The 13,103-nt window shown below is 43.1% G+C and carries 12 protein-coding genes; 10 read left to right on the top strand and 2 right to left on the bottom strand.

Translation table 11 applies throughout. From position 1 onward, the window contains the following. A partial coding sequence (mnmG, locus tag DK187_RS02725) for a tRNA uridine-5-carboxymethylaminomethyl(34) synthesis enzyme MnmG (protein ID WP_111605799.1) occupies positions 1–1,699 on the bottom strand: 1,699 nt, incomplete at its 3' end. Between the two features lie 797 nt (positions 1,700–2,496). After that, positions 2,497–3,555: an NAD(P)-dependent alcohol dehydrogenase gene (locus DK187_RS02720; RefSeq protein WP_111605798.1), complete on the bottom strand. Its 1,059-nt coding sequence runs from the start codon at positions 3,553–3,555 to the stop codon at positions 2,497–2,499. 186 nt (positions 3,556–3,741) lie between these two features. Between DK187_RS02720 and DK187_RS21535 the strand changes: the two genes are divergently transcribed. From DK187_RS21535 to DK187_RS02675, 10 genes are all read left to right on the top strand, one after another. Further along, a complete protein-coding gene (locus DK187_RS21535) occupies positions 3,742–4,134 on the top strand; it encodes an AraC family transcriptional regulator (RefSeq protein WP_308422558.1) in 393 nt (130 codons plus the stop codon). Between the two features lie 8 nt (positions 4,135–4,142). Continuing rightward, a complete protein-coding gene (locus DK187_RS21530) occupies positions 4,143–4,622 on the top strand; it encodes a helix-turn-helix domain-containing protein (RefSeq protein WP_308422557.1) in 480 nt (159 codons plus the stop codon). Between the two features lie 71 nt (positions 4,623–4,693). Continuing rightward, positions 4,694–5,365 carry an acrylate utilization transcriptional regulator AcuR gene (gene acuR / locus DK187_RS02710; protein WP_111605797.1) on the top strand — a complete coding sequence of 224 codons (672 nt, stop codon included), beginning with the start codon at positions 4,694–4,696 and terminating at the stop codon, positions 5,363–5,365. Positions 5,366–5,451: 86 nt separating this feature from the next. Continuing rightward, positions 5,452–6,438 carry an acrylyl-CoA reductase (NADPH) gene (gene acuI / locus DK187_RS02705; protein WP_111605796.1) on the top strand — a complete coding sequence of 329 codons (987 nt, stop codon included), beginning with the start codon at positions 5,452–5,454 and terminating at the stop codon, positions 6,436–6,438. Positions 6,439–6,582: 144 nt separating this feature from the next. Next, positions 6,583–7,743 (top strand): sugar diacid recognition domain-containing protein, encoded by a 1,161-nt coding sequence (locus DK187_RS02700; protein WP_111605795.1) that lies wholly within the window; start codon positions 6,583–6,585, stop codon positions 7,741–7,743. Between the two features lie 187 nt (positions 7,744–7,930). Continuing rightward, positions 7,931–9,289 carry a GntP family permease gene (locus DK187_RS02695; RefSeq protein WP_111605794.1) on the top strand — a complete coding sequence of 453 codons (1,359 nt, stop codon included), beginning with the start codon at positions 7,931–7,933 and terminating at the stop codon, positions 9,287–9,289. Between the two features lie 89 nt (positions 9,290–9,378). After that, positions 9,379–10,539, top strand: coding sequence for a glycerate kinase (locus DK187_RS02690; protein ID WP_111605793.1), 1,161 nt, complete (start codon positions 9,379–9,381; stop codon positions 10,537–10,539). Between the two features lie 112 nt (positions 10,540–10,651). Then, entirely contained in the window at positions 10,652–11,719 is a 1,068-nt protein-coding gene (locus tag DK187_RS02685; RefSeq protein ID WP_111605792.1) for a sensor histidine kinase, read from the top strand. After that, entirely contained in the window at positions 11,716–12,405 is a 690-nt protein-coding gene (locus DK187_RS02680) for a response regulator (protein ID WP_111605791.1), read from the top strand. The genes DK187_RS02685 and DK187_RS02680 overlap by 4 nt, the downstream gene beginning before the upstream one ends. A 44-nt stretch (positions 12,406–12,449) precedes the next feature. Continuing rightward, the gene (locus tag DK187_RS02675; protein WP_111605790.1) at positions 12,450–13,103 is read left to right on the top strand and encodes a potassium channel family protein; all 654 of its coding nucleotides are present in this window, start codon (positions 12,450–12,452) and stop codon (positions 13,101–13,103) included.

The following is a 13,103-nucleotide window of genomic DNA, read 5'->3' as shown; positions in this document are numbered from 1 at the left end:
TTTCCTGACGACGTAAACGCTCGATGTCTTCAGCTTGACGACTGATGTAACCCGCGTACTTAACGGCGATCTGTACCTGCTCGGAAACTTGCTCGTCAACAGGCTCATCAAGAGCATTTTTTAGATTTGCCACATCAGAATACACAATATTTGGACGTTTAAGTAAGTCCAACAAGCTGTATTCATGGGTAATCGGCGTTTCTAGTTTAGGGTTAATGCTCTCCGCTTCGGGTGTATTCGGCACAATCCAACTAGATTTAAGACGCTGTGTTTCCAATTCAATGGCTTCACGTTTTTTGCAGAAAGCAGCCCAACGTTCATCAGACACTAAACCAAGTTCACGACCTTTTTCTGTCAAACGCATGTCGGCGTTATCTTCGCGTAAAATCAAGCGATATTCCGCACGGCTAGTAAACATACGGTAGGGTTCTTTTGTCCCCATACTGATTAGATCATCAACCAAAACACCTAGATACGCTTCATCGCGACGCGGTGTCCAAGCCTCTTTGTCTTGTGCTAACAACGCTGCGTTTAAGCCCGCAAGTAGACCTTGTGCGCCCGCTTCTTCGTAGCCTGTTGTCCCGTTAATCTGTCCGGCAAAAAACAAACCAGGCATGTGTTTGGTTTCTAAAGAGTATTTTAAATCTTGTGGATTAAAATAATCGTATTCAATCGCGTAACCAGGGCGAATAATGTGAGCGTTTTCCATGCCTTTCATTGAACGGACCAGCTCAATTTGTACGTCAAATGGTAAAGAAGTCGAAATACCATTTGGATACAATTCGTGTGTGGTTAAGCCTTCTGGTTCAATAAAAATCTGATGTGAGTTTTTATCAGCAAAGCGTACGATTTTGTCTTCAATAGAAGGACAGTAACGTGGGCCAACCCCTTCGATCACACCTGTGTACATAGGGGATCTGTCCATTCCTGCACGAATAATGTCATGGGTGCGTTCATTAGTATGTGTAATAAAGCACTCGATTTGACGAGGGTGCATTGCGCGGTTGCCCATGTAGGACATGACTGGATCAATATCATCACCAGGCTGTGCTTGCATCTGTGAAAAATCAACAGAACGTGCGTCGATTCTAGGAGGAGTCCCCGTTTTTAAGCGATCAACCCGAAATGGCAAGGCGCGTAGTTTTTGTGCTAGGCCAATAGATGGCGGATCCCCAGCACGACCACCAGAGTGATTTTGTAAACCAATGTGGATAACACCACCCAGAAAAGTGCCAGCCGTCAATACTACTGTTTTACTATTAAAGCGAATTCCAGTTTGTGTTATGACGCCACGAGCAGCACCATTTTCGACAATAAGATCTTCTACAGACTGTTGAAAAAGCCACAAATTTGGCTGGTTTTCTAATTTATGGCGAATAGCGGCTTTATATAATATACGGTCAGCCTGTGCACGAGTCGCACGAACAGCTGGTCCTTTACGTGAATTTAACGTACGGAATTGAATACCTGCTTTATCTGTTGCTAACGCCATTGCACCATCTAATGCATCAATTTCCTTAACTAAATGGGATTTTCCAATACCACCTATAGCAGGGTTACAAGACATTTGTCCTAACGTTTCAATGTTGTGGGACAGTAAAAGTGTTTTTACACCCATCCGGGCAGCAGCTAAAGCGGCTTCTGTGCCAGCATGTCCGCCACCAACCACAATTACATCGAAACAACTTGGGAAATCCACGGGAACCTCGGTATTACTTAATAAGAAATGAATAAAAAACGAACAGATTCGATAAGGTGGCCTAGTATATCGGCAATTTTTTAAAAAGAAAGAGACATCAGAACACAATCCCCGGTCATCAATATTAATAAGTTAATTAAGTATATATGTCTTTTTATGTTTGTTATGTTTATGTAAGAAGCCAAAATCTGTGTATAAATATATTTTAGCTATATATGTTAATAACTTACAGAGATAACATCTTGTTAAGACAGGGCTTCCTTTCCTGTGATGTGGATAACCTTATCCTGTGTATAAACTAGTCACTTATACAGAGTGTCTTTTTTTGCTCGAAGTTGTTAAAAACTGTGCAAAACTTCTTATCCACCTATCACCAGACTTATCAACAGTAATAAAATCCCCTTTTTAAAAACCTATCTATATGTTTTTTATGAATATTTGTTTAAAAAATCACGGTTACAAGGGGGGGTTTACTAAAAAACAGTCCACAGGCAAAAAAATAAAAAAAATTGAAAACTCCACATTTCAAGACAATAAAGAATGTGCATAATTTGTCTGTCAATGTCTTGACAGGGATAAAATTTCGCTTGTGTATAAAAATTTAAGCCTAAAAAAGTCTTTTTTTGTGAGTAACTTTATCCTCAGCGTCTCAATTTGGATAAAAATCTGTTTGTGTATATCTTTTTACCCTCCTATTTCCCTAACAAATAGCTTTTGCACAGGCAAAAAAAAGCGCCAGTGATGCAGTAGGTTGCATCACTGGCGCTGTGTCGATTACAGGCTGTTTACGGTTTTATTTACTCGTTGTTTTTTAGACTTTTCATATCAATGATAAAACGGTATTTCACATCACCTTTCTTCATGCGCTGATAAGCATGGTTAATGTCTTGAATGTCGATCATCTCAGCATCACACTCAATGCTATGTTGTGCACAGAAATCCAACATTTCTTGTGTCTCTGCAATACCCCCTATCAGTGAACCTGTAAGAATACGACGTTTCATGACCAAGTTAGCGGCATGAACCGCGGGTTCCATCGGTTCGATCAGTCCGACTAAAATATGGGTTCCATCGACTTTTAAGCAATTCAAATAAGGGTTCAAATCATGTTGAACCGGAATCGTATCGAGCAAGTAATCAAACGTCATGGCGGCCGCTTGCATTTGTGCCTCATCCGTTGAAACGATTACATGATCAGCACCTTGCTTTTTCGCTTCCGCTATTTTGCTTTCAGAGCGCGTGAAAATAGTCACTTCTGCACCAAAGGCTTTGGCGAATTTCACGCCCATGTGTCCAAGGCCGCCCATACCTAACACGCCAACTTTATCGCCTGCTTTCACACCATGATGACGCAATGGAGAATAAGTGGTGATACCGGCACATAATAAGGGTGCTGCTTTACTCAACGCCAATGTTTCGGGAATCGATAAGACAAACTTCTCGCGAACTACGATGTGATCTGAATAACCGCCATAGGTTAACGTACCATCAATTAGGTCGTTAAAACCGTAAGTACCAACAAAGCCATTATCGCAATATTGCTCTAGATCTGCGGCGCAATGAGAACAATGCTGGCAAGAATCGACCATACAGCCTACACCAACAATATCACCCACTTTGTATTTAGAGACCTTACTGCCAACTTCGGTGACTTTACCGACAATTTCATGACCAGGAACGATTGGGTAATTACTAGGACCCCAATCACTTTCTGCTACGTGAATATCAGAATGACAAACACCGCAATACAGAATATCGATGTTGACATCGTCTGCACGAAGAGCGCGGCGCTCAAAAGAAAAAGGGGCTAATGGGGTCGTTGCGGATAGAGCCGCGTAAGATTTTGCTTTACTCATAAATGCTTACTCCAGTCTGTGAACATGAAACATGTTGTGACTAGTGTAGAGTAATATTGTTCGTTTTGTGTTGTGCATTCTTGCTATTGTTTTGCCTATTTCTCTAAATTAGACAAACTTAACTTTTCCTACACAATCTTGTATGCATAATAATCCCATTGATTTTTATAGATGGGTGGATCAAAGATGAGCGATAGAAATTTAGTCGATTTGCTTAAACCTCTGGTGAGTGACGATGGCTTTTCTGATACCTTAATTGCCAATGTTCGGCTAATGAAGTGCGCAAAATCCTTACCTCGAATGCCTCTTATTTATCGGCCAGGACTCACTATTATTGTTCAGGGCCAAAAAATAGGCTACTTAGGCGACCGTGAAATTCACTACAATTCTGGACACTACTTGGTGCAAACCTTGCCTCTGCCTTTCGAATGTGAAACCTTCGCCAGTCATCAAGAACCGCTTTTGGGGGTCTCTATTGATATCGATCCTGTTTTATTATCTGAGTTGGTGACTGTTTCTTCTGAAGACGATTTAAAGCCATCTGTTACTCATTTTCCCATGTCATCCGCGTCCCAATGAGTGATGAGATGATCGAATCGGTGTCTCGTCTGATTAAAGCGTTGCATGATCCTTACACCGCCAAAGTCATGGGGCAAAGTCGAGTGAGAGAAGTCATTTTTGAAGCCTTGCAAAGCCCACAAGGTGCTGCTTTACGGGCTTTAGTGGTAAATCAAGGGCGCTTTTCATTGATTGTGAATGCCCTTAAACAAATGCATTTACAACTGGATCAAGATGTTCGTGTGGAACAGCTTGCCGAAGATGCCAATATGAGCGTTTCTAGCTTCCATCATCATTTTAAAAACATTGCTGGCTCCTCTCCTTTGCAATATTTAAAGCGTTTGCGTCTTTTAAAAGCGCAAATGCTGTTAAATCAAGGTCATCTCAATGTCAGTCAAATTTCTTTAAAAGTGGGTTATAAAAGCATTCATCAGTTTAGTCGCGACTATAAACGTTATTTTGGTGCACCGCCGACAAAAGACAAATTAAGAGAAGATGCCGTAATATGAAGCGCTTGAATTACATAGACGACTGGTCTAAATTGATAACCATCCTGTTTTAATTGCCTAGGTATGAGACCGTGCCGCCTTTTCTTGATGAATCAGATACCACCGTTAATTTTTCTGATAAGCCTCGTCGTGGTCGACCAAAAAAACAATCGGCCGACTCTTTAGACACCCGAGAAGCCTTATTACGCGCCGGTATGCTGATATTGACGGAGTCTGGGTTTATTCGCAGTGGTATCGACCCTATCCTAAAGTCTGTAGGTGTACCAAAAGGCTCTTTTTATCATTATTTTTCCAGTAAAGAGGTTTTTGGTTTGGCCGTTTTAGACCGCTATCGTCGTTATTTTGACGCCAAACTGGATGCCTTTTTACTAGACGAGGCGTTTTCACCGCTGGAACGTCTGCAGCGTTTTGTCCAAGATGCTCAAGACGGTATTGTCCGCCATGAGTTTAAACGTGGTTGTTTGGTTGGTAACTTGGAACAAGAATCTACCTTGTTGTCAGAAGCATTTCGAGGGCAATTGCAATTGACCTATCAAAGTTGGCAAGCTCGTGTTGCTATTTGCTTATTAGCAAGCCAAAAGCAAGGTGAAATCAATCTACAAACGAGTATCGAAGAGACCGCTCAAGCATTTTGGATGGGCTGGGAAGGTGCTGTTCATAGGGCAAGACTAGTAAAAAGCACTCAGCCATTAAGTTTATTCATGACGTTTTTTATCCAAGCGATTCAAATTAAAACAGATTAATGACGACAGCTAAGCATAGGTGCTTGGCTTATTTGCCTATAGCTTATTTGTCTATAAATAGACGAACGGTCTAAATTGGAGGATTTATGTTTAAAGGTTTATTGATCACGCAAGAAGACAAAAAAAGCGCTGTGTCTATCGTTGATTTATCAGAAGATCAGCTACCGGAAGGCGATGTGCTAATCGAAGTGCATTACAGCACCTTAAATTACAAAGACGGCTTAGCCATCACGGGTAAGTCTCCTGTGGTGCGTTCTTTTCCCATGGTGCCGGGGATCGACTTAGTGGGTAAGGTTTTGCAAAGTGATTCCAATCGCTTCTCGGTGGGGGATTTTGTGGTACTGAATGGCTTTGGTGTGGGCGAAGTACATTGGGGTGGATTGGCTGAAAAAGCTCGTTTAAAAAGCGACTGGCTTATCCCGCTGCCAAAAGGTATAGACGCTAAGCAATCTATGGTAATAGGTACAGCAGGTTACACGGCAATGTTGTCGGTACTTGCGCTTGAAAAACAAGGTGTTACGCCAGATTCTGGTGAAATTTTAGTGACAGGCGCCAATGGTGGTGTTGGCAGCTTTGCCATTCGTTTACTTAATCGTCTGGGTTATCGCGTAGTGGCTTCCACAGGTCGTATGGAAGAAGGGGCGTACCTGAAAAGTCTTGGCGCGAGCGACATCATCGATAGAAAAACACTGTCTGAGCCGGGTAAGCCTTTACAAAAAGAGCGTTGGGCTGGTGTTATTGATTGTGTCGGCAGCTATACCTTAGCCAACGCTTGTGCAAGCACAAAATACGGCGGTGTTGTTACCGCTTGCGGTTTGGCTCAAGGTTTGGACTTCCCTGCTTCCGTTGCGCCATTTATTTTACGAGGCGTCAAGTTAATCGGCATCGACAGCGTTATGCGACCCTTAGCAGACCGCATTGAAGCGTGGCAACGCTTGAGCGAACTCTTGCAACCTACAGACTATGACAACATCAGTGAAGAAATCGCTTTGCAAGACGTAGTCGAAACGGCCTATAAATTGCTTGATGGAAAGGTACGCGGTCGAGTTGTTGTTTCATTAAAGCCGCAGTGAAAAAGTCTTAAGCAGAATCGTCCTTCGCTTTGATCAAACACGATGTGTTTTTTGTATTCTGTGCCTGATTGATGCTTACTAAGCTATTTTCCCTAATTTATTTTCAGTAACATGATGCCGCCTTTGTTATTGATTGGAGCCCCAATGGACGTGTTAGACCCGGCTATAGCTATGCAAATCGTCACTCGTACCATGAGTATTTTAGGCCACAATGTTAATGTGATGAATAGCCGAGGCGTGATTCTCGGTTCCGGCGATAATCTGCGTATTGGTGCTGTCCATGAAGGGGCTTTATTGGCTATCACTCAAAATAGAGTGGTAGAAATTACACCTGAAGTCGCTTCTGGTCTCATTGGTGTTAAGCCTGGTATTAATTTACCTTTGCATTACCAAGGTAAAATTATTGGTGTGATCGGTATTACTGGCGAATTTAAAGAGATAACGCCTTATGGCCAGTTACTCAAGATGACCGCTGAGATAATTGTCGAACAAGCCAATCTACAAGACAATTTACAATGGGAAAACCGCCAAAAAGAAGAATTTATATTACAGCTGATTAAGGGAGAGTTTTTACATGAAGCTCAGCTTATCGAGTGGGCCACGCAGCTAGGAATTTCTTTGGATACCCCACGAGTTGCTGCCATTATTGAAGTGAGCGGTCTAAATGCCCACTCGCAACATGACAGTAATGGTGCTAATAACCTCAAAGAAATATTGCACCTTTTACAAAATCCAGAGCGCGATAACTTGGTTGCTATGACATCGCTGAATCAATTGGTTATCTTAAAGCCTGCTTTTCTTGATGGTAAACATTGGGATCCTATTTTAGAAAGTACACGGATTGACCTATTGTTAAACCGTTTGCCTGCTCACCTGAAGGAATGCACAAAAATTGCTTTAGGACATTATTTTCCAAGCATAGAGGGAATTGCGCATTCCTATCAAACGGCACAAGAAACGTTGCTGATTGGCAAGAAGATGAAAAGCAAAGACAAAAAGTATCTTTTTGAAGATTACTCTCTTCAGGTTTTGCTCTCTGGACTGAAGCATAACTGGCGAGGAAATGTTTTATCTAATCATTATCAAAAACTTCAATCCTTTGATAATAAAGGTATTTTAAGGAAAACGCTTGCCGCTTATATCACCCACTTTGGTGACTTACAGCACTGTGCAAATGCCCTTCATATTCATCGTAATACATTGCGATACCGTTTAGACAAGATTCAATCGATCACTCGAGTTGATATTCATAGCTTAGATGGTCTTTTTAGTTTGTATCTAGGGCAGCTAATAGCCGATCAATGACAGAAAAATCGTCATCCTATGGTGTTAATATTAATTTTTTTGTGCAGATGACCAAAAAATTAAAAATTAATAACCTAATATCCAGCCAAGTGGCTAAAGCTTCTGATGTCCATTTATTGAATAATGAAAAGTCATGAACACTGGTGTCATTGGCTCCAATAATTAAAATTAAAAAGGACATTCCTCGATGAACTTAGTACTTATCCTGATAGGGGTTATTGCCTTTATCGTCTTAGCAACGTCTAGATTTAAGCTTCACCCATTTTTAACCCTGATATTAGCCGCGTTTATCGCCGCTTTTGCTTATGGTTTACCCAGCAGCACCATTGCAAAAACCATCACCTCTGGGTTTGGTGGTATTCTAGGGTATATAGGGTTAGTGATTGTTTTAGGTACCATTATCGGTACTATTTTAGAAAAAAGCGGTGCCGCCATTACTATGGCTAATTGCGTTATTAGGTTGTTAGGTAAGCGTTTCCCTACCTTAACCATGTCTTTGATTGGTTATCTGGTCTCTATCCCTGTATTTTGTGATTCTGGCTTTGTCATCTTGAACTCATTGAAGCAGTCGATGGCAAATCGCATGAAGGTTTCTAGTGTGTCGATGAGTGTGGCCTTGGCTACTGGGCTTTATGCGACTCATACTTTTGTTCCCCCAACGCCTGGCCCTATTGCCGCAGCAGGAAATCTCGGCTTAGAGTCAAATTTGGGTTTGGTTATCCTAGTAGGCGTTTTTGTTGCTGCCGTTGCTGCTTTGGCGGGCATGTTGTGGGCAAATCGTTTTGCGAATGTTGAGCCTGATGGCGAGGGCGCGAATGAACTAAAAACGCAAAATGAAGACTACGAAACGCTAAAGCAAAGCTATGGTGAGCTGCCAAGCCCTTTTAAAGCTTTTGCACCGATCTTTGTCCCTATTTTATTAATCTGTTTTGGATCTGTCGCTGCTTTTCCTTCCGCTCCTTTAGGAAAAGAGGTTTTGTACGATGTATTGGTCTTTTTAGGCCAACCTGTTAATGCCTTGTTAATCGGTTTGTTTTTATCTTTGTTGTTGCTAAAAAGTGATAAAAAAATAGAAGAATTTAGCGAGCGTATTAGTCAGGGCTTAGTGGTTGCTGCACCCATCTTACTCATTACTGGTGCTGGTGGTGCTTTTGGTGCGGTTCTTAAAGCGACACCAATTGGCGATTTTCTTGGCACATCATTGTCTGCGCTTGGTATTGGTATTTTCATGCCATTTATCGTTGCTGCAGCGTTAAAGTCGGCACAGGGTTCTTCTACCGTTGCTTTAGTAGCAACATCTGCTCTAGTGGCTCCTATGTTGGGCGATATTGGTTTAGCCAGTGAAATGGGTCGGGTACTAACTGTAATGGCGATTGGTGCTGGTGCTATGACGGTGTCCCATGCTAACGATAGCTTCTTCTGGGTAGTCGCTCAATTTAGCCGCATGAGCGTTCCACAAGCCTATAAAGCTCAAACCATGGCGACCTTGATTCAAGGTGTCACCGCAATGTGTCTAGTATATGTTTTGAGTTTGTTTTTACTTTAATGGATTGCGTTTGCGCTTATCTTGGGTAGTGAACGGATAGGCGCATTTCTTGCTTTTATTTCAAACTCAATGACACAAAAGGAACAACTATGAAGATTGTAATTGCCCCTGATTCCTTTAAAGAAAGTTTAACCGCGTTGGAAGTTGCGAATGCGATTGAGGTGGGTTTTCGTCAGGTATTTCCTCAGGCGGAGTATATAAAAGTGCCGATGGCAGATGGTGGCGAGGGGACGGTACAATCCATGGTTGACGCGACTCGAGGCCATTTGGTTGACCTTGAAGTGACCGGTCCGCTGGGCAATAGAGTCATGGCGCAATACGGTATTTTAGGTTTGGTAGAGGGTCAAACATCGTCCACTGCGGTGATTGAAATGGCGTCCGCTTCGGGGTTGCATTTGGTGCCACGAGATCAGCGTGATCCACTTTACACCACCAGCTTCGGAACCGGAGAACTGATCAAAGATGCCCTAGATCGAGGCATCAAACACATTGTTTTGGGATTAGGTGGCAGTGCAACGAATGACGCGGGTGTTGGTTTGGCACAAGCATTGGGTATTCAATTCCAAGGCGATAATCATCAGGAGCTGCCCTTTGGTGGCATGGCGCTTGCGCAATTGAGCCATATTGATATGAGTCAGGTGCACCCTCTTTTAGCTGAATGTCGTTTTGATGTGGCGTGTGACGTGGATAATCCTTTATGTGGTGAACGTGGCGCTTCCGCTATTTTTGGCCCACAAAAAGGTGCGACACCTGACATGGTGACTTTATTAGACAAGACGTTAGCGCATTTTGCGGATGTCTTGGTACAAAGCGGCTTTACAGATCATCGTCTTGATTCTGGCGCCGGCGCGGCGGGTGGCATGGGCTTGGGCGCAAAAGTGTTTCTTAATGCGACTCTAAAGCCCGGCATCGAGATTGTTATAGACACCGTCGGTCTGGCTGACAAGCTGAGAACGGCGGATTTAGTCATTACTGGCGAAGGTCGAATAGATGGCCAAACTGTCTTTGGCAAAACCCCCATGGGCGTGTTGAAACAAGCCAACGCAAATAAGGTTCCCACCATTGGTATAGCGGGGAGTTTAGGGAAAGACGCTGAGGCTATTTTAGCCCACGGCATGTTGGCGATTTTCCCCATCATTCCGGCGCTCGATAGCTTAGACAATGTCTTACTTCAGGCGGAAACGAATGTAATCAACTCATCACGTAATATCGCCGCCGCCATTCAATTAGGACGGCTGCTGAGCGAATAAATACCGTGGCGTGGTGAAAAAGTTACGCTTTTTTTACGCGCCAATCTTAACTCCCTTTGCTACAGTCTTGCTTGTACTTCTCCTTAGGTAAAAGGCCATCACAAGCGACACTATGAAAAGACCAGCGATTTCTTCCTATTATGCCGCTATGTTTGCGGTCTGTAGCGCTTTATTGATCTGCTATGGTTTGGATCTTTGGTTGGGATCAAATGTTGCGATTTTATTGATTTTGCAGCTGTCTGTGGTTGTTGTCGCGTTATCATGTCATCCCCGCTGGGTGTATGGCATCGCTTTATTTGAAGCCTTATGTTTTAACTTCTTATTTACGGTGCCCCGTTATTCATTTGAGATGTTTAATCGCAATGACATGGTGAACGTGCTGGTGTTTTTATTGGTGGCCGCGGTCACCAGTAAGTTAGCCGAACTGTACCGCGATCAGCAGAGTCGTTTAAAACAAGAGCAATTGCGCAATAGTATTTTATTGTCTGTTTCCCATGACTTACGCACTCCGTTGGCGACCATTATTGGCACCCTAAGTACATTAAAAGAATACATGGATAAGCTCACCGAGAAAGAAAAAGCGGAGCTGTTCGACAATGCCATCAGTGAAAGTCACCGACTGCATCAGTACATAGAAAACCTACTGCAAGCCACGAAATTGCAACACGGAGTGGTGGTCCCAAAACAATCCGCGCAGTCAGTGGTGACTATTATGCACCTTGTTGTTGAGCGATTTAGTCAGCAACAATCCCGCTTACACCTGCACACAGAGGATAAATTACCACTGGTTTCAGTGAGTTCGTCACTTATTCAACAAGCGATTTTTAATGTTGTCGATAATGCTTTGAGATACTCACCAGCAGACAAATCTGTGACCATTTCTGTAAAGTCGTTAGACACAGATAATAAGCATCCTCAGGTTAGTATTGAGGTACAAGACCAAGGGATTGGTATTCGAGCGGATCAGTCTGATAGCATTTTTGAGCTGTTTTATTCGGTTGACGCTTTCAAGCGAAATGACAGCGGGACAGGCTTAGGTTTGGCGGTATCAAAAGGCATTATTGCCGCCCATCAAGGTACGATTCAATCCGTTCCGGTTGAGCAAGGTTGTTTGATTCGTATTTGCTTGCCCGCGTGCCGTGAGACATTAGCGCATGGTAAAGGAGGGAATGTCTCATGACGCCTTATAAAATACTGGTGATCGACGATGAGCCTCAAATCCACACCTTTATTCGAATCTCATTGGTAGCAGAAGGGTTTACGTACCTTGGTGCACAATCCATCGCCGCGGCAAAACAGGTGATTCAACAAGATGCCCCGCATTTATTGATATTGGATTTAGGTTTGCCAGATGGCGACGGCATGGATTTGGTCAACCTTGTACGCGCCACCAGCAACACGCCGATCCTCATTTTGACCGCTCGCGATGAAGAAGATGAAAAGATTCGTCTGCTTGAAGCGGGTGCGAATGATTACCTAAGCAAACCCTTCGGCATTCGCGAATTGATTGTCCGAGTAAAAGTGTTACTGCGGGACTTAGTTAATACTCACTTACCTACTGACATTCTAGAAACCAAAGATATTAAGCTAGAAATCAGTACCAACCAAGTGTGGTTTCAAGGTGTGCCCCTGGCGCTAACCAAGAAGGAATTTGCCTTTTTGCGCATGCTCATGACAACGCCAGGCAAACTGGTGATGCAAGAAGATTTATTGGCCAACATTTGGGGGGTGACTCATACCCAAGATTCGCATTACTTGCGGATTTTAGTCAGTCAGCTGCGAAAAAAATTCAACGATAATGCCAATGATCAGCGTGTTATCAAAACGGAAGCTGGCCTAGGTTATCGCTTGTTATCTGATCGTTAAATTATCGAAAGACTCTTCAAAAATACGAACAAAAGGGAATCAATATGGCGCATTTTACGGTAATTGGTTTGGGGCGTTTTGGCATTGCAGCCAGCATGGAGTTGATTTATTTAGGGCATACGGTCACGGGTGTAGATCGAGACGCTAAAATTGCAGAAAAATATGTTGATGACTTCACTCAAGTGATAATTTGTGATTCCACTGATGAGAATGCCTTAAAAGAGCTTGATTTGATTAACAGTGAGGCGGTGTTGGTGGCCATTGGTGAAGACATGGAATCCAGCCTGTTGTGCATCTTGGCGCTGAAAAAGCTGGGCGTGAAAGAGATTTGGGTTAAAGCCAGCAGCCGTGCTCACCATACTATTGTTTCTAAATTGGGTGTCGCTCGCATTATTCATCCTGAAGAAGAAATGGGGGTTCGAGTGGCGCAGGCGTTGAACTACCCGATGGTGAATGATTACCTGTCGATTGGTCATGGTCTATATGTGGTGGAAATACACATAAAATCCCATTTGGATGGCCAGTCATTAGGCGACGTTCTCAGTGCGTCGAAAGGGCGTGTTGAAGCCGTGATGATCAAACGAGAACAAGAAACATTTTTGCAATTGAAGCATGATTTTGTTTTTCAAACCCATGACGTTCTATTGTTGTCTGGTACACGCACTTCTCTAAAATCCCTCGTACCAAGGTTGGTTTGA

Origin of the sequence: Marinomonas arctica (assembly GCF_003259225.1) — a bacterium.
GTDB lineage: Bacteria > Pseudomonadota > Gammaproteobacteria > Pseudomonadales > Marinomonadaceae > Marinomonas > Marinomonas arctica.
Note: the sequence above shows the minus strand (reverse complement) of the source record. Positions and strands in the feature narration are given on the sequence as shown.

Coding starts and splice junctions, on each gene's coding strand:
- DK187_RS02720 (WP_111605798.1), bottom strand. CDS start 3,555: ATGAGTAAAGCAAAATCTTACGCGGCTCTATCCGCAACGACCCCATTA.
- DK187_RS21535 (WP_308422558.1), top strand. CDS start 3,742: ATGAGCGATAGAAATTTAGTCGATTTGCTTAAACCTCTGGTGAGTGAC.
- DK187_RS21530 (WP_308422557.1), top strand. CDS start 4,143: ATGATCGAATCGGTGTCTCGTCTGATTAAAGCGTTGCATGATCCTTAC.
- acuI (WP_111605796.1), top strand. CDS start 5,452: ATGTTTAAAGGTTTATTGATCACGCAAGAAGACAAAAAAAGCGCTGTG.
- DK187_RS02700 (WP_111605795.1), top strand. CDS start 6,583: ATGGACGTGTTAGACCCGGCTATAGCTATGCAAATCGTCACTCGTACC.
- DK187_RS02695 (WP_111605794.1), top strand. CDS start 7,931: ATGAACTTAGTACTTATCCTGATAGGGGTTATTGCCTTTATCGTCTTA.
- DK187_RS02690 (WP_111605793.1), top strand. CDS start 9,379: ATGAAGATTGTAATTGCCCCTGATTCCTTTAAAGAAAGTTTAACCGCG.
- DK187_RS02685 (WP_111605792.1), top strand. CDS start 10,652: ATGAAAAGACCAGCGATTTCTTCCTATTATGCCGCTATGTTTGCGGTC.
- DK187_RS02680 (WP_111605791.1), top strand. CDS start 11,716: ATGACGCCTTATAAAATACTGGTGATCGACGATGAGCCTCAAATCCAC.
- DK187_RS02675 (WP_111605790.1), top strand. CDS start 12,450: ATGGCGCATTTTACGGTAATTGGTTTGGGGCGTTTTGGCATTGCAGCC.